Annotated in this window: 15 protein-coding genes; 7 read left to right on the forward strand and 8 right to left on the reverse strand. The window is 68.3% G+C overall.

The genetic code is table 11. The annotated features are described in order from the left end of the window. Window positions 1–231: 231 nt before the first annotated feature. Entirely contained in the window at window positions 232–810 is a 579-nt protein-coding gene (locus AB0F41_RS15620) for a hypothetical protein (protein WP_357424194.1), read from the forward strand. Window positions 811–930: 120 nt separating this feature from the next. Here the strand turns inward: AB0F41_RS15620 and AB0F41_RS15625 are convergent, their stop codons facing one another. Beyond that, window positions 931–1404, reverse strand: a complete 474-nt coding sequence (locus AB0F41_RS15625; protein WP_357424196.1) for a MarR family winged helix-turn-helix transcriptional regulator — start codon at window positions 1402–1404, stop codon at window positions 931–933. A 428-nt stretch (window positions 1405–1832) separates the two neighbouring features. Between AB0F41_RS15625 and AB0F41_RS15630 the strand changes: the two genes are divergently transcribed. After that, window positions 1833–2768: an NADP-dependent oxidoreductase gene (locus AB0F41_RS15630; protein ID WP_357424198.1), complete on the forward strand. Its 936-nt coding sequence runs from the start codon at window positions 1833–1835 to the stop codon at window positions 2766–2768. Between the two features lie 18 nt (window positions 2769–2786). Here the strand turns inward: AB0F41_RS15630 and AB0F41_RS15635 are convergent, their stop codons facing one another. Then, window positions 2787–3809, reverse strand: coding sequence for a methyltransferase (locus AB0F41_RS15635; protein ID WP_357424200.1), 1023 nt, complete (start codon window positions 3807–3809; stop codon window positions 2787–2789). Window positions 3810–4146: 337 nt separating this feature from the next. Here AB0F41_RS15635 and AB0F41_RS15640 point away from each other — a divergent pair, with 337 nt between their 5' ends. The 3 genes from AB0F41_RS15640 (at window position 4147) to AB0F41_RS15650 (ending at window position 6613) form a co-directional block, all read left to right on the forward strand. Further along, window positions 4147–5127 (forward strand): helix-turn-helix domain-containing protein, encoded by a 981-nt coding sequence (locus tag AB0F41_RS15640; RefSeq protein WP_357424202.1) that lies wholly within the window; start codon window positions 4147–4149, stop codon window positions 5125–5127. Between the two features lie 84 nt (window positions 5128–5211). Continuing rightward, window positions 5212–5433, forward strand: a complete 222-nt coding sequence (locus tag AB0F41_RS15645) for a hypothetical protein (RefSeq protein WP_357424204.1) — start codon at window positions 5212–5214, stop codon at window positions 5431–5433. Window positions 5434–5659: 226 nt separating this feature from the next. After that, the gene (locus AB0F41_RS15650; protein WP_357424206.1) at window positions 5660–6613 is read left to right on the forward strand and encodes an alpha/beta hydrolase; all 954 of its coding nucleotides are present in this window, start codon (window positions 5660–5662) and stop codon (window positions 6611–6613) included. 65 nt (window positions 6614–6678) lie between these two features. Here the strand turns inward: AB0F41_RS15650 and AB0F41_RS15655 are convergent, their stop codons facing one another. Next, the gene (locus tag AB0F41_RS15655) at window positions 6679–7986 is read right to left on the reverse strand and encodes a helix-turn-helix domain-containing protein (RefSeq protein ID WP_357424208.1); all 1308 of its coding nucleotides are present in this window, start codon (window positions 7984–7986) and stop codon (window positions 6679–6681) included. A 212-nt stretch (window positions 7987–8198) separates the two neighbouring features. Here AB0F41_RS15655 and AB0F41_RS15660 point away from each other — a divergent pair, with 212 nt between their 5' ends. After that, the gene (locus AB0F41_RS15660) at window positions 8199–10052 is read left to right on the forward strand and encodes a DUF3556 domain-containing protein (protein WP_357424210.1); all 1854 of its coding nucleotides are present in this window, start codon (window positions 8199–8201) and stop codon (window positions 10050–10052) included. Further along, on the forward strand, window positions 10049–11473 hold the full coding sequence (locus AB0F41_RS15665; RefSeq protein ID WP_357424212.1) for an NAD(P)/FAD-dependent oxidoreductase: 1425 nt from the start codon (window positions 10049–10051) through the stop codon (window positions 11471–11473). Before AB0F41_RS15660 ends, AB0F41_RS15665 begins: the two co-directional genes overlap by 4 nt. Window positions 11474–11566: 93 nt before the next feature. Here AB0F41_RS15665 and AB0F41_RS15670 read toward each other — a convergent pair whose 3' ends face one another. The 5 genes from AB0F41_RS15670 to AB0F41_RS15690 form a co-directional block, all read right to left on the reverse strand. After that, a complete protein-coding gene (locus tag AB0F41_RS15670; protein ID WP_357424214.1) occupies window positions 11567–12433 on the reverse strand; it encodes an IclR family transcriptional regulator in 867 nt (288 codons plus the stop codon). A 179-nt stretch (window positions 12434–12612) separates the two neighbouring features. Then, window positions 12613–13518, reverse strand: coding sequence for a biphenyl-2,3-diol 1,2-dioxygenase (bphC, locus tag AB0F41_RS15675; protein ID WP_357424216.1), 906 nt, complete (start codon window positions 13516–13518; stop codon window positions 12613–12615). A 38-nt stretch (window positions 13519–13556) separates the two neighbouring features. Further along, window positions 13557–14735 (reverse strand): acyl-CoA dehydrogenase family protein, encoded by a 1179-nt coding sequence (locus AB0F41_RS15680; RefSeq protein ID WP_357424218.1) that lies wholly within the window; start codon window positions 14733–14735, stop codon window positions 13557–13559. 128 nt (window positions 14736–14863) lie between these two features. Beyond that, window positions 14864–16051 (reverse strand): Rieske 2Fe-2S domain-containing protein, encoded by a 1188-nt coding sequence (locus AB0F41_RS15685; RefSeq protein ID WP_357424221.1) that lies wholly within the window; start codon window positions 16049–16051, stop codon window positions 14864–14866. A 99-nt stretch (window positions 16052–16150) separates the two neighbouring features. Beyond that, window positions 16151–23164, reverse strand: a complete 7014-nt coding sequence (locus tag AB0F41_RS15690) for an MFS transporter (protein WP_357424223.1) — start codon at window positions 23162–23164, stop codon at window positions 16151–16153. Window positions 23165–23168: the final 4 nt, after the last annotated feature.

Raw genomic sequence — 23168 nt, forward strand, 5'->3', positions numbered from 1 at the left:
GGCGGTTAGATCCACCGTGATCGGCGACTGCGAGGCCCTCTGGTGTCTGTCGGGGCAAGCCATCCGGATCCTTCGGGTACACACAGCGACCGGCACAACGCTGTCGGTGACCAGCGCAGAACGCGCACCGGACCTCGCGGACATGCGGGAGCGGTTTCCCGGCCTCACACCACTGTGGGATGCGGTCCGGCACCAATTCTGGACGCATACAGACGGAGAGGGCGCCGGAGGATGACCGACATTCGCTACCCCGACCCGGAATCCATCGATGAGATCACCGCCCGCTACCTGCTCTCGATGCGCACCACGCCGCTGCCGATGCTCTACGGATTCCGCTACGACGGCACCGGTATCGATGCGGAATGCGCCGCCGTCGATCTCACCGGCGACCGCGGCGACACCGAACCGAACCCGCTGCACCTGCGCGCTGCCGAGATCCGTATCGCGCTCGGCCCCGGGATGTTCGGCTTCGGGCTGGTTTTCGTCGTCTCCGCCGATCAGCTCGCCGACCGGCCCGATAACCGGCACATACCCCAGCGAATCCGCAGCGCGGCTGGGCAACTGCCCGGCCCCGACGACCTGCTCACCGCGATAATGGTCGATGCGCGCGGCCGTCAGTGGTGGGCCGTCGCCAGCCGCCACCTGCCCGAACTCGAACCGGTTCGGATACATGTCCCGGCCGCCCCGCCCGAGCAGTGGCGGATCCCGGAGACACTCGACGCCTCGTTGTGGACGGCCGCCCTCGCCCTCGACGACGCGAACCACCCCCACCTGCTCCGGATACCTCCCACCCCACCGGCGACCACCTGACCTACACCTCACATCGATGTCACGCCGAACGCGGACGCACGCACGGATCTGCCCGATGTCCGGGACGCGATCAGAATGGATTCATCGCGGGCGGCCGTGGTGGGCGTGTGGGCTTCTCACTCATCCGCCCTCGACTTCACCGCGCACGGTGGTGGCGATGCGGGTGAGCGCCACACCGAGGTGGCGGCGTTGCGCGGCGGTGAGGGGATCGAACACGAGTCGCTTCACCTCCGCGACGTGCGCCGGTGCACTGTCGGCGACCTTGCGGCGGCCGGTGTCGGTCAAGGTGGCGAGGGTGTATCGGCCATCCGTGGGATCGGGCCGGCGGGCCACCCAATCGCGGGCCTCGAAACGGTCCATCACCTTCGACAGGCGCGGCTGCGTGCTGTCGCAGTCCCGGGCCAGATCGCTGAGCCGCATGGTGTCCGCATCGGACATGGACAACCGGGCCAGCACGCCGTACTCGAAGTTGGAGAGGCCGGCCTCTCGCTGCAGCTGACGATCCAGAGTGGCCGGAAGGGCGATAACGACGGTGAGCAGCGCCTGCCATAGATCCTGCTGGTCGTCATCGAGCCAGGGCGACGAAGTGTCCATGACTTCCATGTTACTTGCCCCAGCAAGTCAAGTGACTTTCCCAAGCAAGTGTCCCGTGCGATCTTTCGCTTGCCATGGAAACCAACACAACTTGCCTAGGCAACTCATTTCACTTGCCCAGGCAACCGATTTGAGCTATCGTCAACTTGCCCAGGAAAGCAAAACAGGTTGCCGGGGGCCTCATCGATTTCCGCGGCAAAACACCCGGCGCCGACCTCACCCACCTCACGGACGAGCACTTCGTCCCACTGCTGCTGACGGTCGGCGCCGCTGATGACCCCGCGGGCGCCGTGAGCGTCCTCGATCGGCTGGTGATGGGCAACTCCATCCGATCGATACAGATGTATGAAGTGCCCTGCCCCGCAACCTTTTTAACTCCAAACGATCGTTCGCCGGCATCGGCATCGATACACAGAAAAGGCAGTGACGTGAAAGTAGTGCGTTTCCACGAGTTCGGCAGCAGCGAAGTCCTGCGCCTCGAAGACATCGACCGCCCGATCCCCGGCACCGGGCAGGTGCTGGTCCGGCTGGCGGCCACGTCGTTCAACCCGGTCGACGACCACATCCGTACAGGCGTCCTGGCCGAAATGATCCCGATCGGCTTCCCGTATGTACCGGGGCTGGATCTCGCGGGTACCGTCGCCGAACTCGGGCCGGACGTGACCGGCCCGCAGGTCGGTGACGCGGTCATCGCGATGCTTCCCCTCGACTCCGCCGGCGGCGCCGCCGAGTACGCGCTCGCTCCGGCCGTGGCCCTGGCTCCGGCACCCCGGACGATCGACCTGGCCGACGCCGCCGCACTGCCCCTGACCGGCCTGGCGGCCTGGCAGACGATATTCGAGCTCGCGGAGCTGAAACCCGGACAGAACGTACTGGTCAACGGGGCCGGGGGCGCGGTGGGGAGTCTCGTGGTGCAACTCGCCGTGGATGCGGGAGCGCGGGTGACCGCGGTGGACCAGCCGCGAAATGCCGACCGCCTGCGGAGCTATGGTGCGGACCGGTTCGCCGGCCCGCTCGACCTCACCGCGGATCCCGCCGCTGTCGGCGGTCCTTTCGACGTCGTGGTGAACCATGTACGCGTCACCCCGGAGGAGCTCGCGCAGCTGACGAACTACGTTGCCGACGGCGGGGTCGCCGCCAGCACTGCGGGCCCGATTCCCGAAGACCCCGACCGCGGGGTGCGTAGCGCGAGTCTGTGGGTCCGCAGCGACGGAGCCCAACTGGCCGAACTGGCCGCCAAGGTGGATGCGGGCACACTTCGGCTCCACATCGCCGACCGTCGGCCGGTAGCCGAGCTGGCCGCCGTACACGCCGACGCCGGGGCCGGGCGTTTGCCCGGCAAGACTGTCGTCCTCGTCCCCTGACGGCGGCTGCGCGACTATTCAAGCGGGAGCCAGTTCCAGAAGGCTGAACACCCCGCCCACCGGGAATGTGTTCACCCTGCGCCACCCCGACGCCGCGAAAAGAGCGTCGTACTCGTCGAGATCGCGTTCCATACCTCCGGTCACGGCCAGCATGTTCATATCCATGCGGGTGGCGAAATCGCTGGTGCCGATCACCAGTTCCAGCACCATCAGGCGCCCGGACGGGTTCACCGCGGTTCGGCAGTTACGCAGAATCGTGACGGCGCGCTCGTCGTCCCAGTCGTGGAGGATGTGCTTGAGGAGATAGAGGTCCGCGGACGGAACCTCGGTGAAGAAATCCCCCGCCACGGCGGAGAAACGTTCGGACAGGCCGCGCTTGCCGGCCTCGGCCCGGGCCCCCTCCACGGCGTGGGGTAGGTCGAGCACCTGACCGTGCAGTTGCGGGTCGGCCTGCATCAGGCCCAGCACGAAGTTGCCGTCCGCGCCCCCGATATCGACCACACTCGCCACCCCGGTGGTATCGACCGCGGCCACCGCGTCCGGGATGACCAGGCCGGAGAAATCACCCATCGCGCGCGCGAAAAGGGCCGCCTCCTCCGCATTCTCCGGCTGCGCGAAGTACTCGAACACCTCGGCGCCCAGAGCTTCCCGCGCCTGCGACCGGCCCTGACGCACCGCCTCGGGAAGGCGCCCCCATGCCTGCCAGTGCGCGTGCTCGTTCTGGACCAGCACCAGAGAACGCAGTGAGCCCGGGATATCGGTGCGCAGCAACTGCCCCCGTCCGGTCAGCCCGAACCGGCGGTCTCCTTCGTAGCTGAGCACTCCCAGCGAGGCAGCGGCTCGCATCAGTCGGTAGGTCGTTCCTGGATCGCTGCCCGTACTCTCGGCGACCCGCTCGGCGGTCGCCGGGCCGTGGGCCAAATGGTCGGCGATTCGCAACTGGGCCACGGCCCGTAGCGTCTGCGCGACCCAGCCACCGGTGAGTAGATCCAGGACCGCGGCGGTATCTGTGGTGGTGTCGTTCGGGACGGTGCCGGTCATGGCATCGAAGTCCTTCCTATTCGGGGTGATCGGGATAATCAGCAGTGGTCGGTCCGGTCGAAACCGTTACGCGGTTCGTATCCCCGAGTTCTCCTGCCGGTATGGGCCGGCTCCTGGCACAGCGCCCTGACACGACCCCGCCGACGGGTCAGGGTGTCGAGGACCACACCACGAAGAAGAAGTGGCGGGCGTTTTTCGAAATCCGATCGGGTACCCGGAGGGCAGTGCGTAGCCGTGTGGTGCCGGACCCCCGCGGTGGTGCCGGACCACAGAGCCGGCCGAGCCGAAACATCCGTGCCACCGGAGCGTCGAAGGATCGACCACGAGGGATCTGAGAATGGGCTCCAACGGAACGGATTCGGATCCACCGCACGGAACGTTCTCCGTGGACTCCACACCGCCGGGCTCCGCATCGCACGGCTTCGACGCCTTCCGGCGCGGGTGGGAGACGCAGGTGGGCGACCGGTTCCCGCTGTCGAACTACAGTCCCGGCACGGTAGGCGACTTCCGGGTCAGGGCCCGGCTCCGCCGGGTGGGCGACCTGGCGACGACCGATATCCACACCGCGTCGGCAATTCAGCAGATCGACGGCGTCGCGGATTGGACCCAACTGTGCGTTCTAACGCGTGGCGCCTGGACGGTCGGCGACCGGTCGGGTCGCCACGAACACACCGTGCCGGCCGGACAGTTCATGCTCCGGCACCAGGACCGGCAGGTCCCGTGGGAAATGGCCCCGGATACGACGATCAAGATCGTTATTCTCCCGCCGACCAGCACCCTCGAACCCCTGCTCGGGAACCGGATCGTCCGCGGACCGGCGGACGCGGCCGAGATCCGCCTGCTGGCGGCCCACACGAATATGCTCCACTCGACGGTGGCCGACCTCGGCCCCGCCGGCGTGCACGCCGCCCGCAACGCCCTGCTCGAACTGGTCAAAGCAGTCGCGCTGGGGCGGTTCGACGACGCGGAACCCCAGCTGACACCGACACTCGTGCAGGCCGCGAAAGACCTCGCGGATCGTCGGCTCTCCGATCCGGAGCTGTCTCCGACCGTGCTGGCGCGTGCGCTCAACGTCTCCGTCCGCACCCTGCACCGCGCATTCGAGACGGCCGGAGAGTCGATAACCGCCTACATCCGATCCCGGCGACTCGACGAAGCCCGGCTCGCCCTGACAGCGCCGGGAAACCCGCTGACAATCTCCGAACTCGCCGCCTTCTGGCAATTCGCGGACAGCAGTCACTTCGCCAAGGCTTTCAAGAAGGCCTACGGCAGTTCGCCCAGTGAATACGCCCGCGCCATCAGATCGAACGGACTCTGAACTCCCGGCTACCTCGTGTCGGAGCACAACAGACGTATCAGGCCGCGCAGTGGGGCAGCCGATGAACCATTCCCGTACACGTTGATGCCGACTGCCTGCGCCAGGGACTGGATCGGCACGGCCAGCGCCAGACACTGCGGCGACGGTGCCGGCGGTGGCGGCGACGCCTGCGCGACCGCCGCACCGCCGAGCAACAAACCGGTCGCCAACGCGACCGTCGCGAATGAACGCCTCATGAATCCCTACCTCTCCCACAGCGATAAAGCCCGGCTCATGCTCTTCGGCCGAGCTGATTCCGAACTCTAGGGACAGCGGCGTCACTCGGACGCGTACCAGAGCGCCACTCGAACAGAACCTCCGTGCCGACACCCCTTTCTTCGGAGCGACGGCCGACAGCGTCCCAGCGCGCGTCCGGTATCGGCCCACTGTCCGGGAAGCCCGCCTGCCACGCCCTGCCCACCGGCCTACGGTTGCCCGGCCGGGGCTGAGACCCGGTGCGCAACCGGCGACGATGTTCAGGAGGGCCGCGCAGATGGAGAGTGTCCGGAGTCCGGAAACCGAGCCGGAACTGCTGCCCGAAGTGGCCGCGCTACTGGCAAACCTCAACAGCGGCTTTCCCGATGTCACCACCCGGTCCGCACCAGAGCTGCGGGCGATCATCCGGAGCCGTCGCGCCCCGCTGCAATGGCTGCCCGCCATGCGGGATGTGCGCAACCTGACCATCGACGGTCCGGGTGGGCCGCTGCCGCTGCGGATCTACCGTCCGCACCACGATGCCGGCGCGCTGCCGGTGATCGTTTTCGCGCACGGCGGCGGTTTCGTGTTCTGCGACCTGGACAGCCATGACGAATTCTGCCGGTCGATGGCCGAAGGGGTCGGTGCGGTCGTGGTCTCGGTGGACTACCGGCTGGCGCCGGAACATCCCGCACCCGCCGCACACGACGATATGCACGCCGCGCTCCGCTGGGCCGCCGCGCACGCCCCCGAATTCGGCGGCGACCCGGCCGCTCTCGTCGTCGCCGGCGACAGCGCCGGCGGTAACCTCGCCGCCACCGTCGCGCTGGCCGCCCGCGATCGGAACGGACCCTCGATCGCCGCTCAACTTCTGCTGTATCCGGTGATCGACGACGATTTCGACACCGAGTCCTACCGCCGCTTCGGCAGCGGCTACTACAACACCGCGGCGGCAATGCGCTGGTACTGGCAGCAGTACGCCCCGCATGGCACCGACGACTCCCGACTGGTCCCGACCCGGGCGGACACCCTGGCCGGTCTGCCGCCCGCGGTGGTGATCACCGCCGAACTCGACCCGCCCTGCTCGTCCGGCGACTCCTACGCGCGGCTGCTCACCGAAGCCGGCGTGGCGGTCCACCACCGTCGGTACGACGGACTGTTCCACGGGTTCCTGACCATCCCCGCGCTCACGGTCACCCGGACCGCGCGCGAAGAGATATGGACGATGGTGCGCGCCGCGCTTCCGGTCTAGGTTCCTGCCATGACCACAACAGCAGTCGTCACCGGCGCCGGCCGCGGCAGGGTCGGCCTGCGTGGTCAGGGCCGGGTCCGGCGACCCGCCCGCGGCAGTACGGCCGGCCCCAGCCATCGGCAGGCCGTCAGGGCCAGCTCGAGGTTGAGGCGATCCTCGTCGAGTGATCTACCGCGTGCCGCGATGGCTTTGTCGACGCGGTACTTGACCGTGTTCTTGTGCAGGTGCATGGCCTCGGCCGCGGTGACGTAGCTACTCCTGGCCGCCAGGAAGGCCAACAGCGTCGCCCGTAGCTGCGCGAGGTTCTCGTCGTCGCCTGCCAGCCCACCCAGAGCGTCCGCGACGAGGCTGCGCGTCGAGTCGAGGTCGCGCGCCAGGATCGAGCAGATCTGTACACCGGGCTCGTCGAACGTGGTGACAGGTGTATCGACTGCCACGATAGCGACGGCGTGGGCGCGTTGCGCCTCCTGATGCGTCGCCCGGAAGCCGGGCACCGCGGCGGCCGGTCGGCCGAGCGCGACCCGGACGCCCCGGTCTGTGCTCTGGATCGAGCGCCGGAGGTCGTCGATATCGATACCGGGTTTCGCGGCGTTGCGCCCCAGCGGGATCCAGCCCCAGGCCGAGCTGCTGTCCTGGGGCAGGAACAGCGCCGGCCCCGCGGCACGGACGGATTCCCCGATCGCGGCGACCACGGCTTCGAGTCGCCGCAGTTCGCTGGGTGTTCCGGCCTGTTCCGCCGTCCACACCACCAGCCCCAGATGATGCTGCCGGAGCCCGTAACCGAGTGCCGACTCGACCGCGCCGAGATCGTGGTCCCGGCCGGCCAGCACGGAATTCAGTAATCCGGCCCGGAGGGTGTTGCGGTTGGCGAGCCACCGCTCGCGCTCGGACTCGTACTCCGCGACGAGCTGTTCGGCCACCCGGTCCACGTAGGCGAACGTCATCGTCTGGAAGATCTGGGCCGCGGCGAGGGCGACGTCCTGATCGGCCTCGGTACGGGCCACCTCGGCGACCCCCCAGTTCAGCATCTGGTTCTGCCCGATGCGGTAGGCCCGCAGTAACGCGCTCGCCGAAATCCCGCGCTGGGCCAGACGGCGGGCGTACTCGACAGCGGCCGACGGCGGGAGCAACTCCCCGATGGCGATGTTGTGTTGCAGCACGTGCAGGAACGTCTCGACGTTGCTCTGGGTGCTGGCTCGCAGCAACTCCAGAATGACGCTGTCGCCGCGCAGTTCCGGAATCGTTTCGGCGATCTCGTCTTGCATGGCGCCGCCGAGCCGGGGCAGTTCGGAGCCCATCGTTCGCGCGATCTCGGCCACGCGGGCCGCGGCCTGACGCCGTAGCTGCTCAGGAGGGAACTTCCCGCCGGTCATCGCCGTCCCTTCCCGCCCCGTGTTGGCACGTGAAACCAAAGATCGACCTCAGATATTGGCCCATCATGCCGACGAACGGGTTACCGAATGAAGGCAGTCACAATACCAACCGCAAAGTTTGTGTCGGGAGACCAAGTTCGGCGCCGGGAACTATTCCTACCATTCGTGGACTACCGCGTCTTGCTCGTTCCACACACCGCAAGGAGTCCGCGATGGGCTTCATCACCCCGTCCCCACAACCGGTGCCACCGGCCGAATTCGTGCGGCTCCCCCTGCGCGAGCGCATACGGATCCTCAGTATCCACTGGGCCGATGACGGATTCGGCACGCCCCGCATGCTGCACGTCGTCTACATCGTCAAAATGCTCGGCCTGTACTTCGCCGTCGGCTTGGCGATCACCTCGTGGACAACGGAGTATGTGCACTTCACCGAACCGGGCACCTGGTTCGACAGTATCGTCGTCTACCAGAAATTGGCCGTCTGGCTGACTCTGCTGGAGGTCATCGGCCTGGCCGGGGCGTTCGGGCCGCTGTGCGGGCATTTCGCACCCATGCTCGGCAATATCCGCTACTGGATCCGGCCGGGAACCATCCGGATGGCGCCCTGGAGCCGGTATGTGCCGGGAACCGGGGGTGACACCCGCACCCTGTTCGATGTCGTGCTCTTCCTGGCCGTCCTGGCGAGCCTGGTGTATCCGCTGGTGATCGGTGCGGAGCCGGTACGGATCCTGCCCGAGGGCACCGGACCGCAGGAGCTCATCCCGCCGGCGGCGTTCATCCCGATCCTGATCACCGCGCCCCTGATGGGTCTGCGCGACAAGGTCATCTTCCTCGCCGCTCGGTCCGAGCAGTACCTGCCGATCATGCTCTTCTCCGCCGTTCTCGGCGCGATCGTGCTGAGAGACGGGGCCACCCCCGCCGATTTCGTGAACCTGGTCGTCGCGTTCAAGATCATCATCTGCGTGGTGTGGATCGGGGCCGGAGTGTCGAAGCTCGGTGCGCATTTCGTCAACGTGGTCCCGCCGATGGTCTCCAACAGTCCCGGGCAGCCCGGTTTCGTCAAACGGCTGTACTACCGGACGGTGCCCAGCGATATCCGCCCGAGCCGGATCGGGTGGTTCACGGCCCATATCGGCGGCACCACCGTCGAAATCCTGATTCCCCTGGTCCTGCTGCTGACCACGAACAACACGATCGCACTGGTGGGCGCGGTGGCGATGCTGGTGTTCCACCTCTACATCACCTCCACCTTCCCGCTCGCGGTGCCGCTGGAATGGAATGTCTACTTCGGGCTCATCGCCGTCGTGCTGTGGGGCGGCTTCGGCGACGGATTCGACGCCTCCGTCTACAGCATCTGGAACTTCTCGCAGCCCTGGCTGCTGATCCCGATCTTCGCGCTACTCCTGTTCGGCCCGGTCCTGGGCAATCTGCGCCCCGATCTGGTGTCCTTCCTCCCGTCCATGCGGCAGTACGCCGGTAACTGGGCCTCGGCGATCTGGGCGATGAAACCCGGTGTCGAGGAAAGGCTCAACGAACTGCCGCTGGTGGAGAACCAGATCGACCAGTTGCAGCGGATGAAGCCCACCCCGTACGAGCGTGACGACGCGGATATGACCCTGCAGAAGACGCTCGCCTGGCGGTCCATGCACAGCCAGGGCCGCGGGCTGTTCTCACTTCTCTACGAGCACCTCGACGATATCGATTCCCGGACGGTGCGGGAGGGCGAGTTCATCTGCAACACCATCCTCGGCTGGAACTTCGGCGACGGGCATCTGCACGACGAACGCCTGATCGCGGCGATCCAGAAACGTCTCGGCCTCGCCCCCGGCGATCTCGTCGTCGCCTACTGCGAATCCCAGGCCACCCCATGGCGCAATCCGCCGCAGGAGTACCGGGTGATCGATGCCGCCCTCGGTGTGGTCGAGCGGGGGACCTGGAACGTCGCCGACTGTGTGCGGGAGCAGCCCTGGTTGCCCAACGGACCCGTACCGCTGCGGGTGTCGTGGACCGCGGCGGGTTACCGTCGACAGGTGACGTTCACCGCCGGCAAGGATCCTGTGGCATGACAACCGCGGTCGTGGTCGGCAGCGGGCCCAACGGGCTCGCCGCCGCCATCCGGCTGGCCCAGGCCGGTATCGAGGTCACCGTTTTCGAGGCGCGCGAACGTCCCGGCGGCGGTACCCGCAGTAGTGAACTCACGCTGCCGGGTCTGGTGCACGACGACTGCGCCGCCTTCCATCCGACCGGGGTGGCGTCGCCTTTCTTCGCCTCGCTCGGGCTCGAACGGCACGGTCTGCGGTGGCTGTGGCCGGAGATCGACCTCGCCCATCCCCTCGACGACGGGCGAGCGGGCCTGGCGGCCCGCGACCGCCGCCACACCGAACGTTCCCTGGGGGCCGACGCCCGCCGATGGGAGCGGCTCTTCGGCAGTGCCACCCGCAATTTCGACGATCTCATCGCGGAGGTGTTCCGGCCGGTCGCGCATATCCCGCGCCATCCGGTCGTGCTCGGGAGATTCGGGATGCACGCCCTGCAGCCCGCCACCTGGACGGTCCGGCGGTTCCGCGACGATCCGGCCCGTGCCTTGTTCATGGGTGTCGCCGCCCACGCGTTCGGTCGGGTGGACACCCCGCTCAGCAGTTCGGTCGGGATGATGCTGACAGCGGCCGCCCACACGGTCGGCTGGCCGGTCGCCGAGGGTGGGTCGGAGAGCATCGGCCGCGCGCTGGTGGCGGAACTCGCGGCACTGGGCGGCAAGGTCGTCACCGGCACCGCGGTCACCTCGCTGGACCAGCTGCGAGATTCGGCCGGCCGGCCCGAGATCGTCGTTCTCGACACAGCGCCACAGGGTGTGCTGCGGATCGTCGGCGAAGAACTACCCGGCCGGGTCCGGCGAGCGCTCGGCCGTTACCGATACGGTCCGGCGGCCTTCAAGATCGACCTCGCCATCGAGGGCGATATCCCCTGGACCAACGACGACTGCCGCCGCGCCGGAACCCTGCATCTCGGTGGTACGGCGGAGGAGATCGCCCGGACCGAGAAGGCCACGGTGCGCGGTGAGATGGCGCCACGCCCGTTCGTCCTGCTCGGGCAGCAGTACCTGATCGATCCGACGCGGTCGCGGGGTTCGGTCAATCCGGTCTACGCCTACGCGCATGTCCCGCACGGTTACTCAGGTGACGCCACCGACGCCATCATCGGGCAGATCGAGCGCTTCGCGCCCGGATTCCGGGACCGGATCGTCGCTGTCTCCACCCGGGGCCCGGCGGAACTCGAGGCCTACAACGCCAATTACGTCGGGGGCGATATCGGCGCGGGCGCCAACACCACACGCCAGATCGTCTTCCGTCCCAGAGTCGCTCCGAACCCCTATACGCTCGGCCTGCCCGGGGTCTATCTCTGTTCCTCCGCGACTCCGCCGGGGGCGGGTGTCCACGGTATGGGTGGTTTCCACGCCGCGGAGGCAGCGCTGGCGCAGCTGCGCTGAGCTGCCCGCACAGAGGCGGCACACCCGATCGGACGGCTCGCGGAGCCTTCCCGATCCGGTGGCGGATCGGCAGCCGGGGAGCGCGGCGGATCGTCAGACGTATTGGAGCGCATCCGCCGCACGGGCCTGGAGCGCGGCCGCCGGACGGGCCTTGGGCATCACCGTGAGCGGACGGGACTGTTGCAGCGTCGGACGCACCCGCACCTGCCCGTCCTCGACATTGCGCCAGATCCCCAGCGCCGTCATCCGCACCGGGGCGGCCAGCCGGTGGTCGAACGCCATCCGGTCCACCGGCCCGCAGATCGATACCGCCGCCACCGCCTGGCCGATATCACCGACCGGCGCCGCCACGCACCCGAATCCGGACAGTGACTCCTCGCGTTCGAAGGCGATACCGCGCGTGCGGACCTTTGCCAGTTCGGCGCGCAACTGCGCGGCCGACGCGATGGAGTAGCGGGTCCGCTGCCGGACCGGACCGGCGCCGAACACATCACCACCCTCCGCACCGGCGTAGGCGAGCATGGCCTTGCCGACCGCCGTACAGTGCGCCGGCTGCCGCCCGCCGACCCGGGTCGGCACCGCGCCGGCCAGCCGCCCGCCGATCTTGTCCAGGTACACGACGTCCGTGCCGTCGAGAACGGCCAGATGGACGACGAATCCGGTGGTGCGGTGCAGCTCGTGCAGGAAGGGCACGGCGGCGCGGTGCAACCGGTCCTGGTGCACCGCCAGCGAGCCGAGCTCCATCAGCCGCAGGCCCAGTTCGTAGTCCCGGCCGTCGCGGCGCAGCCAGCGCAGCTGGACGAGCCGCTCCAGGATGCGATGCGCCGACGACCGGGGCAGCCCGGTGCGGCGCACGATCTGCGCGAGGGTGAGGCGCCCGGGGCCCTCGAACGCATCGAGAACCAGCGAAACGCGGTCGAGTACAGCGCTCGGGGTGGCGGCGTCGGCCTGGACAGTCATGAGCCCTCCATTGGGTCTACGAGCTGGCGCCCAATCGAATATGCCGATTAGGCATATTCCTATTAGTACCATCTACCTGTGGTCGCTGTCACACGATTCGCCAAGGTTGGCCGAAAATCACGAAAGGCCCCCCGGACCGAGCGAAATGCTCGGTCCGGGGGGCCGTATCGGCGGTTTTCCTACATCGCCGCGAGAGGTTCGCTACCGGACCAGTCGTGACCCCAGTAGCTGTCCGCGGTGATCTCCTCGGCCGTGTAGTACCGCTCGTCGACCCGCATCCCCTCGGTGCCGAACTCGATATCCCAGCCGCCGGGCGCGCGGACATAGAACGACACCATCTTGTCGTTGGTATGCCGGCCCAGGGTCGAGGACACCGAGAACCCGTCCGCGGCGACCCGGTCCAGCGCCTGACCCACCGCGTCCAGCGAATCCACCTCCACCATGATGTGGATCAGGCCGGGCGCACCGCCGTGCGGCGCCGGGCACAGGGCCAGGCTGTGATGCCGTTCGTTGACGCCCAGGAAACGGATACGCATCGGCCCGAACTCCGGCGGCGCCGGGATCCGGAACGCGCCGCGCGGCAGGAAGCCGAGCACCTCGGTGTAGAACTCGAAAGTCCCGTTCGGGTCCATGGTCGGCAGCACCACGTGCCCCAGGCCCTGGGCTCCCGTCACGAAACGCGCCCCGAACGGCGTCACCACCGGGCTGTGGTCGAGTACCGGACCGTAGAACACTTCGAGAGTGGCGCCGGCGGGATCGGTGAAGGTGATCGCCTCCTCCACCCGGCGGGCGTCGGCATCCTCCTGCGACAGCTGTTCCACCGCGATCCCGGCCTTCGACACCGCCTCGCGCACCCGGCGCAGGGCGGCGCCGTCGCGGACCTCCCAGCCGATCCGCACCACTTCGTCGGTGTCCCCCGCCACCACGGTGAGGCGCGCGGACCGCTCGTCCATCCGCAGGTAGAGGGCATTCTCGTCCGGTCCGCTGCCCTCGGCGAAGCCGAGCACATCGAAGGCGAACTGCCGCCAGCGCGCCATCTCGGTCGTCTGAATCTGTACGTAGCCCAGGCCCTTGATATCGGTCATTGTTCGATGATTCCTTCGTCGTTCGTCATTCCGGCCGGTCAAATCATCGAGCGCAGCTGGTCGGCGGGATCGAATCCCATCGAGCTCAGCGCCGAGGCGTGGTAGACCGTGCTGGGTACGTGGATGGCGTGGTTGAGGCCGGCGTGCGCATCCCGCCAGAAACGCTGCAGCGGTTTGTCCATCCGCAGCGCGTTACCGCCGGACCGGGCGAAGATCTGGTCCACGGCCATCACCGCCCGCCAGGCCGCCCGCACCTGGGTGCGCCGCACCGCCGCCCGTTCGGCGAAATCCACCTCACCGCCGGCTTCGACGAGGCCCCAGATCCGGTCCACATTCGCGAGCAGCTCCTGGCGCGCGGCATTGATATCGGCGGCGGCCTCGCTGATCGCGAACAGTACGTACGGATCGTCCTTGACGGCGACGCCCTGCGCCCCCACCCGCTCACGCTGGTAGTCCAGGTGCGCGGCCAGTGCGCCCTCGGCGATACCGATCACCGCCGCGGTGATGCCCAGCGGGAACATGGTCGACCACGGCATCTTGTACAGCGTCTCGGTGACGCCGTATTCACGCTGTGCCGTCCCGTCGATCACGTGGTCGCCGTTCATCACCCGGTAGTCGGGCACGAACGCGTCCTTCACGATGATGTCCTTGGACCCGGTGCCCTTGAGCCCCACCACATTCCACGAATCCTCGACGATCCGGTAATCGGCGCGCGGCAGGATCATATGCAGCATGCTCGGGGGGTTCGCGATACCGCCCTCGGTGTCACCGAGCAGGGCGCCGAGGAAGATCCAGTCGCAGTGGTCGGTACCGGAACTGAACTGCCAGCGGCCGTTGAAGATATAGCCGCCGTCGACCGGGCGGGCGATACCGGTGGGAGCGTACGGCGAAGCCATCCAGGTGTCGTTATCGGCGCCCCACACCTCCTCCTGGACTTTCGGATCGGCGAACGCCAGCTGCCAGGGATGCACGCCGACGATGCCGCAGATCCATCCGGTGGCCGGATCCAGTGCCGCCGCGGCCATCACCGATTCGGCGAATTCGCGCGGATGCGCTTCGAATCCGCCGTACTTCCTGGGCTGCAACAGCCGGATCGGCCCGGCAGTCTTCAACAGCTTCGCGGTCGAATCCGGGAGCCGGCCGAGTCGTTCCGCCTCCGGTGACTGTTCCCGCAGCTGATCGGCGATTGCCGCGAGATTGTCGAGAACTGTGCTCATCTGTGAATTCCTTTGTGAGAGGCGGGCCCGACGGCCGTCGCCCCGGCGGTGAGTAGGAATGTGCTGCGACACCCGCGTCGTAGGCGTCGTACGCGTCGTAGGCGGTCACGCGGCCGAGCCGGGCACGATCACGCGGTGGTGTCGACGACAGCGCCGCGCGCGATATTGTCCGCGACCTCCGCCTCCCAGCTGGTGACCGCGCGTTCGGTGTCGATCTCGAACTCGAACCGTTTGGTCATATCCTCGGTGACGTCCTCGACATCGACGTAGAACTGCTGATACCAGCGGCGCAGCTGATACACCGGGCCGTCCTCCTCCGACAGCAGCGGGTTGTCGATCGGCGCCTTGTTCTTCCAGATCTCGACGTCCTGTTCGAAACCCACCTCGACACCGCGCGCGAACTGCGCCGCCATCGCCTCGGCGTCCGCGTCCGACATACCCTGGGGTTTCTTCACCATCGCGCCGTACTGCAGCACGAACGAATTCGCCGTCACCGGGTAGTGGCAGTTGATGAGCACCGTTTCGATCGTCATCCCCTGCGCCTCGTTCCACAGCCAGTCGATCATGTAGGACGGACCGAAATACGAGGCATCCGAACGCAACGCGGAATTCGGATCGTCATAACTGGTCCCGACATTGATATCGCCACGCGGCGTGGAACGCATGTACTGCGTGGCCACCTGACCTTCGAATACGTTCTTGAAGTATCGCGGAAACGAATAGTGGACGTAGAAGAAATGGGCCATATCGACGACGTTGTCGACGATCTCACGACAGTTCGACCCCTCGACGTACAGCGTGTTCCACGTCCAATCGGTCCACTCCGCGGTGCCGTAACCCTCGAGTTCCGGAATGGTGACCTCGTCGGTGGGTTTACTGCCCTGCGGGTCGTGCCAGACGAACAGCTGACCGTTGCGTTCGAGCGTCGGCCAGGTGCGGGTCCGGGCCAGCGGCGGGACGCGGCGCGCGTACGGGATCCCGGTGCATTTACCGTTCCCTCCCCAGCGCCAGTCGTGGAAGGGGCAGGCGATGGAATCGCCCTTGACGGTGCCCTGGGCCAGATTGCCGCCCATATGACGGCAGTAGGCGTCCAGTACGTGCAACGTATCGTCGGTCTCGGACCGGAACACCACCAGCGTGGTGCCGAAGGCCTTCACCTCGTGTGGTTGCCCGTCCCGGAACGATTTCGCCAGGCCCAGGCAGTGCCAGCCCCGCGCGAACCGGGCCGGGGCCGCGGCGGCTTCGATCGTCCTGTATTCCTCTGTACCGTGCTGGGTTCGCCCGTTCGGTGCATGAGCCGGCATCGGAACCTCCATGTTCCAACGGAGTTGTGTGACTGCGCCGATAGTGGCCCGGACGGCGGGGGCGGGCGGTGCGGCGTTCCGGTCAGTGGAAAGGTTTCGCCGGACCTGCGGCTACCGGTCCCGGCGGAAGCGGGAGAACGCGGACTTCACCCGCTTCGCCAAGCGGGAGGCGACAGTGCCCGCGGCCAGCGCACCGACCGCTGCGGCACCGACCCAGCCCGTGGTGGTGATATCGGTGATCGTTACCAGAGTGCCGCCCAGTGCGCTGCCCAAGGTGGCGCCGACACCGGTGACCACGAGGTTGGCACTGCGCGTACGCGCGCTCGCATCTTTCGGGACGACCTCGTTGACATGTTTGTTGTAACTCATATTGGTGCCGACACCGACGACGCCGATCGCGAACGTACCCGCGGCCAGCGCGATGGGATCGGTGGACGCGGCCATTCCGACGGTGATACCGGTCCAGGTCAGCAGGCCGTAGAGCATCGACCGCTTCAGTGGCAGCCCGACGATCCGGCGGGGCAACGAGGCGCCGGCCACCCCGCCCGCGGCGCCCGCCCCCAGCACCAGGCCAAGCACCCAGCTCGAGGCGCCGGCCTCCACCACCACCGTGGTCCGCAACGCGAGCAGACCGAAAGCGGCGTTGGTGACCGTCACAGTCGCGGTGCGCACGCGCAGCGTCGGCTCCCGCCACAGCACGACGAACCCGCGACCGAGATCGGCGAGACGCCCGCGCAGGGTCTCCGCCTGCTTGGGGCGACCCACCTGCAGACTGCGGTGCATCCGCCGCAGCGCCACCAGGTTCACCACATACGAGACACCGTTGGCCACATAGGGCAGCGCATGCGACACCCCGGCCATGATCGGGCCCAGCGAGCGGCCGGCGATCCCGGCGACGTACTTCTCCGATTCGACCAGGCGGTGCGCCGCGGTCTGCTCGCGTTCGCTCACCGCGTCCCGCATGACGACCCGGTCGGTGGCACCCAGGTAAAAGGTCGATGCGATCCCCTCGATCAGCGCCGCGACCATGAGCCCCACCCCCAGCCCGGGCGCGCCCACGACCACCAGACCGCCACCGACGACGGTCGCCGCGAGTCCGATCGCCTGCCCCACGACCATGGTGCGGCGCGGATCGAAGAAATCCCCCACATAGCCGGCCAGTATCCCGAACAGCGGGCCGGGGGCCTTGATCAGCGCCATCGCCAGCGCCGCCTGCGCCGGCGACCCCGTCGTGGTGAGCACCACGTACGGCAGCGCGGACTCCATGATGCCGTCGCCCATCCGGGTGATGACATTGGAGGCGAACACCGTCCGGTACAGGGGGTTGTTCCGCAAGAGCTCCCGCACCGAGGCATGATCGGCGCCGACCAGAACCACGACCACGGCCTCGTCCACCGGAACCGCCGGCGGGGCGGCGTCGGGATCGCCCGGCTTGGGGAGCGGCTCTCCCGGTACGGCGTCCGGATCGTCCGGCTCGGGGAGCGGCACTCCCGGTACCGCGTCCGGATCGCCCGGCTCGGGGAGCGGCTGTCCCGGTACGGCGTCCGGATCGTCCGGATCGTGCTGGAAGACGACAGCGCCGCCGAGACCGGCGAACCCGGGGCCGCCCGCCGTATGCCGGCGCCGCGTCGTGCGTACCGGCCGGTCGAGCGCGGCGCGCTGCTCGGCTTCGGTGCCGGGCACCGTGCCGTCGACCGGCCGGCCGTCGTAGGGATATCCCGGCGGCCGCGCCCCGGCCGGCGCGCCCGGCGACCGGAGCCGGGCGCGAACGCCGGCGCCGGGGGCGACATCACCCTCTCGCTTCGACCACGGGGTGGCCGCGGGAGGCGGTGATTCCGCCACCACGTGGTCCGGCTCGGCTTCGTCCGCTGCGGCCGACCGCCCCATGGCAATGCTGAGCCGAACCATCTCGTTAACGACCGCAATGGCCCGGCCGGCATCGAAACCACTGTTTTCCCAGAGATCTTCAGCTACCGGGAAGGCGGACGAAGCAAAAATGGCCATCATCTGCGCGCGGACAGGATCCAAACCACGGAATTCGATCGCCTCGAGGAGCCGGACGGTGTCGGTGAAGATCCGCTGAATCTGCAGGAGCGCAACGTAGGGATACAATTCGGCGGGTATCTCGTGCGATTCGAGGACAACGCCGGAATCACGGTGGAGCAGGACAGCGAGTTCGTAGTCAAATGGGCCGTACAGGGCCAACTCGAAATCGGTGAGTACCTGGCCGAGGAAATTGCTCCGGGTGATATCGCCGTGCAACAACTGAAACGGTTGCGAGCGCACCGAGTTCGCCATGGACGCGAGGCCGGCGGTGATGGACTCGGGATAGCCGAGGGCGGCGAAGGACCCGGCGTAGCGGGGGTCGCGGCGTGCCATCCCGTACTGCTGCTCGAGACGGTCGACCAGCAGGTGGAAGAACCCCGCCGAGTCCCCGGACTCCGGATAGTTCTCCGGGAGGGGCAGCAGATCCTGTGGGACGGGCACCTGGGCGAATAGTTCCCCCAACTCCCGGAGGGCGGTGCGGGCGGCGGGCTGCATCAGATCCGCGGGAGGGGGGTCCGCTATCCGGCGATGGATCTCGAACTCGACATTGCCCTCGGCGTCGAATTCGACATACAAGATCTGTGGCAGTCTCGGTACGAGATGCGGCCGATCCAGCGCCACGACGGTCCGCATCAGTGCTTCGACGGTGCGGTATTCGTCCGGCCACAGCCGATAGTCGACGCCGGCGCCTTCCCGGGTGGTCTGCTTCGGTACGCGCACGGCGTAGTCGCCGACCACGTGGACCCGGTTGCCATTGCCTTCGAACACCTCGCCGACATCCGTCGCGATTCGGTGCAGCGCCCGGGCGTGTTCCGGCGGCATCTCGGTGCCCGTCGCGGTCCCGCGCACGCGGTATTCGCCGACCGGCAGCAGCGGCAGCGCGGCAGTCGGGTCGCCGTCCACAGGCACGACCCAATACTCGATCTCCTCGGGGTCATCCGGCCGCGCGCCCAGGTTCTCACCATTGCCGGGATCGCCTACCGGCGCGGCGATATACAGCGGCGCATCCAGATCCACCTCGTCGGGCGATCCCTCGACCGGGTGACTCGGCGGCTGCGGTCCCACCACGAAGAGCGGCTCTTCCGGTTCGTCACCGGGCAGGATCGCGGCGTCCTCGCCGGGGCTTGCGCGGCGTTCGGACCACGGGGTACTCACCGGCCGCGGTTCCGGCGCGGCGCCTTCTCCGGGGTCGTTCCCGGCCCCGCGCTTCCCGGCCTTCCAGCCTTCCGGATCCGGGTTGCCGGGATGATGATGAAACGCCAGTTCGGGTCCGATCCGGCCGGGACCGGGCGCAAACGGGCGCCGGCGCCGGTTGGGGACAGGGAGGTCGGCCGCGGCCCGGATATCGAACCCGGCGAACGGCTCCGCCGGCCCGGGCGCAGGATCCCGCGCCGGACCACCACCTTCCTGAGTCTCGGGTTCGGTGCGAAGTGCATGCTCGATCCGGCTCCGGGCGACCTGCGTTTCGTCTCGGTCGATATGTACCCGGGCGTCGTGGACCTTGTCTACGAGCTTGTCGACCAGAACATTTTCCTGGTCGCGCGAAAGGTTGCCGGAAGCAATTTGTTTGGCGTAACGCACCGATTCCACGACCAATGACTTCGCGCGTTCGTGGTTGCGGTAGAAGTCCAGATCCCGGCGCCAGTTCCCGATCGCGGCCTCTGGTTCGGCGGCACTCCAGCGAGCGAGGAACTCCGTCTCCTCGCCGGGCAGGTAGCCCATCTTGTGCAAATGCACTGCGACGTCGTACAGCGGATCGCCGTACAGCGCGAGTTCCCAATCGATCGCCACGGTCGCCCGTTCCCCAGGGGGAATGAGTTCTCCCGCGGCGGTCCGGTCGCGAATTATCAGATTCTTCCGATGAGCATCGGCGTGAAGTATTCGAGGCGGGCGATTTTCCAGCACAGCCGCGCCATCGAAGACGGCCCGCAGCCACTCGGCCGACACCCCCAGTTGCCGATAGAGGTCGCCGTACCGTTCCGCGTTCTCGGTGTACACCCGCCACGTCACCTCGGTGAGCGCGCGTGCGAGATCCACGGGATCGTCCGACCATCCGCGTGGCAGCCAGGTCGGCCGGGGCGCTCGTCTCAGACCGGCGAAAAACCCGGCGATATCGCCGGGTACATGAGCCGGAACCGGCTGCCCCCGGGGAGCGATTTCGTCGAGAACGCGGCCGTACACATATTCGTATATCGCGAAATCAGGTGCCTGATGTTCCGAAAGTAATTGTGGCACAGCCACATACGGCGCGACCCAGCGCATGATTGCCGGCTCGGGCGCGATTCGCAGGTCCATCACATCGGCGCCGGGAATCGGGAAGCGCGCGATCTCCAAACCTGCCCCACGGCGAATTGTGACGTTGATGTTGTTGTTCCCGGCGGTCTCGCCGAGCACCTGTACCGGATGGCCGGAACGGGAAAGGCGGGACAAGGCAGCCATCACCTCGTCATCGAATGTCTCATCGGCACCCGGCACAGGGCGCGTAATCGGTTTCGGAGGTGCCGGTTCGGGCGGCGGCCCCGGAGGGCGGCGCCGCGGATCCGCATCGCCGGTAGCTGCCTCCGCTACCGGGACCGGGCGGACCGGCGCAACCGGGTCCGGCGGTGGCGGTGCGAGTTGCCGTGCCGGAGGCGGTGCGGGTGCGGGGAGGTCGGGAGCGGGCAGGTATTCGAGACTGTCGGGATGTAGGCGCGGGCGGGCAGTCGGATCAATCGGCGCGCCCGGTGTCCCGGGGTCCGGATCCGTGGCGTAACGGGAGGGAACGACCGGGACGGGGTCCGGGCCGGCGGGGTTCGCCGGCAGATGGGTGGGGTGCGCGGCCGGGAACCGGGCCGGTATCGCGGTGACGTCGGGCGGCGGCATCTCCCGCGGCGCACCGTTCCGGCTGCCTTCGCCGGGGTCATCCGGAAGACCCGAGATATCCGGCCGGTATCGGGGCGGGGTCGCGGGGAGGTCGACCCGGGGATCGACGGGCAGATGCGGTAACACCGGGGTGGCGTTCTCCGGAACGACCTCGTCCTCCACATGCACCCCGGGAATCGTCACCTGATCGCCGCGCGGGATGCGGTATTCGTCGGGATGGTCCATCGGATAATCCGTGACCGGCGCCCGGGTGGGGTCGGCGATATGCCCCGGGATCACCGTCGGCACGATATCCGGGGGCGGTGGAACGAATTCGGGTGGTTCGGCGGGTGTCTGTTCCGCACCCGTTCGCGCCGCCTGCGGCGCTGCCGGGCCGGAAGAGGCCTCGGCGGAACGAATCGGCGCAGCTCCCGAGAAGGAATCGGCCGCGGCCGGAGCGACTACGCGGGGATCCCGTGCGACCGTTCCGTCCGGCTCGGATCCCGGTGGTGCTACACCGGGATCCCGCGCGACGGTTCCGTGCAGCCCGGCACCCGCGGCAACAGCGCCGGGTTCCTGCGCGGTAGTTGCAGGTAGCTCAGCACTCGGCGCTCCCCCGCCGGGATCGCGTGCAGTCGCTCCGTGCGGCCCGGCACCCGCGGCGTCCACACCGCTTTCACGTGCGGTAGTTGCAGGTAGCTCGGCACTCGGCGCTTCCCCGCCGGGATCCCGCGCGACGGTTCCGTGTGGCCCGGCACCCGCGGCGTCCACGCCGGTTTCATGTGCAGTCGCTCCGGGTGGCTCGGTGACCGGGGCAACGGGCGAATGCGGCTGCGACTTCCCTGGCACGGGGGTCCGGCTGCTGTCGGTGGGTTCCAGGAGGCTCGGCTGCCGTGAAGTATCGGGCCCGGGCGTGGTCTCCGGCGTGGCCGGGTCGACGGGACGGGACTCCGGCAGGGCACCTTCCGCAGGCAGAACGCCCGGCGGGGCGGGAGCAGACGCCGCGGTGTCGCCGGCCGCGCGGTTACCCGCAGACGTGGCGGGTTTCGCCGTGGTCTCCGCTGCGACGGTATCGGGGGTGCCCACGCCCAGACGGTCCAGGTCGCGGTAGAACTCCGCCTCGAACGTCGTGGTTTCGGTGGAATCGGCTGCTGGGGGCGGTCTTTCGAGCACCGAGCCCTCGGCTGCGCGGTATCCGATCTCCGAACTCGGCGCGTCGCTCGCGCCGGGCCGCGGCGCGTTTCCGGCCAGCGGCAGTTCCGCGCGACCCTGCGCATCGAAAACGATGCCGAAAGTGCCGTCCGCGTAGGGCGACACCTCCCCGACCCAGCGCCCGAGGGCCTCGGTATCGGGCCGGAACCGGGGCGCGCCCAGGGGTCTGCCGTCCGCATCCACCTTCCACTCGCGCACCCCGTCCGGGGCGATCTCACGTACCCGGTCGCCGACCCGTTCGTGGATCCGCAACTGCCCCTCGGGGCTTCTGCTCACCATGAAAGCGTGCGCACCGGCATCTCTGAACTGCACCGCCGCGGCCACACTGCCCCCGTTGCGCTGGACGTGGGCGAGCAGCTTTTCGACGGAGCCGAACCCGCCGCGATGCCAGTCGGCACCCATGGCCGCGGCGTAGGCGTCGGCGGAATAGCCCTGGATCCCGGCGGTACCCAGCCGCTGCGCGTCGATATCGGCGTCCGGATTCTGTGCGGCCATCCGGTCGACGACCTCGGGCACACAGTTGCGCTGCCCGTCACCGACATCGATGGCCGGCAGGAACGGGCGGTCACCGGCGTCGGCGGGTCCGTCGGACCCCTCCGGGTATCCCCCGGACGGGGGTTCGCCGGACGGGGGTTCGCCGGACGGGGGTTCGCCGGACGGACCGTGGTCACCGCTTCGGCCCGGCGGCCCTCCGGTATCGACAACCGGTTCGGCCCCGCCGCCCGCGGGAGGGTGCTCGCTTCCCATCCCACCGGCGGCCTCACGCCCGCCCGCCGGATTCGATCCGGATGCCGGAGCGTCGGAACCGGCGCCCGTACCACCACGATCGAGGGCGGTCGGGGCGGCGTCCCCGCCGCCGGCCTCCGTCGTATTCGACAGCACGCCACCCGGTTCCCGCGCGGCGGCCGTCCCACCGCCCGGTCCGGAATTCCCGTCGGCGGATACGACGCTCGCCCGCTGCCCCTGTTCCCCGGCATAAACAGGCCGGACGGATCCGTCGTGCCCGATCACAACGCGCGGCCCCACAGCC

This window comes from Nocardia sp. NPDC024068 (assembly GCF_040638875.1).
Taxonomy (GTDB): Bacteria; Actinomycetota; Actinomycetes; order Mycobacteriales; family Mycobacteriaceae; genus Nocardia.

Excerpts from the sequence above, each read along its gene's own strand:
- AB0F41_RS15620 (WP_357424194.1), top strand. The coding sequence starts at position 232 with ATGACCGACATTCGCTACCCCGACCCGGAATCCATCGATGAGATCACC.
- AB0F41_RS15685 (WP_357424221.1), bottom strand. The coding sequence starts at position 16,051 with ATGGAGGTTCCGATGCCGGCTCATGCACCGAACGGGCGAACCCAGCAC.
- AB0F41_RS15670 (WP_357424214.1), bottom strand. The coding sequence starts at position 12,433 with ATGACTGTCCAGGCCGACGCCGCCACCCCGAGCGCTGTACTCGACCGC.
- AB0F41_RS15635 (WP_357424200.1), bottom strand. The coding sequence starts at position 3,809 with ATGACCGGCACCGTCCCGAACGACACCACCACAGATACCGCCGCGGTC.
- AB0F41_RS15680 (WP_357424218.1), bottom strand. The coding sequence starts at position 14,735 with ATGAGCACAGTTCTCGACAATCTCGCGGCAATCGCCGATCAGCTGCGG.
- AB0F41_RS15645 (WP_357424204.1), top strand. The coding sequence starts at position 5,212 with ATGCCGACTGCCTGCGCCAGGGACTGGATCGGCACGGCCAGCGCCAGA.
- AB0F41_RS15640 (WP_357424202.1), top strand. The coding sequence starts at position 4,147 with ATGGGCTCCAACGGAACGGATTCGGATCCACCGCACGGAACGTTCTCC.
- AB0F41_RS15650 (WP_357424206.1), top strand. The coding sequence starts at position 5,660 with ATGGAGAGTGTCCGGAGTCCGGAAACCGAGCCGGAACTGCTGCCCGAA.
- AB0F41_RS15625 (WP_357424196.1), bottom strand. The coding sequence starts at position 1,404 with ATGGACACTTCGTCGCCCTGGCTCGATGACGACCAGCAGGATCTATGG.
- bphC (WP_357424216.1), bottom strand. The coding sequence starts at position 13,518 with ATGACCGATATCAAGGGCCTGGGCTACGTACAGATTCAGACGACCGAG.
- AB0F41_RS15665 (WP_357424212.1), top strand. The coding sequence starts at position 10,049 with ATGACAACCGCGGTCGTGGTCGGCAGCGGGCCCAACGGGCTCGCCGCC.
- AB0F41_RS15655 (WP_357424208.1), bottom strand. The coding sequence starts at position 7,986 with ATGACCGGCGGGAAGTTCCCTCCTGAGCAGCTACGGCGTCAGGCCGCG.
- AB0F41_RS15660 (WP_357424210.1), top strand. The coding sequence starts at position 8,199 with ATGGGCTTCATCACCCCGTCCCCACAACCGGTGCCACCGGCCGAATTC.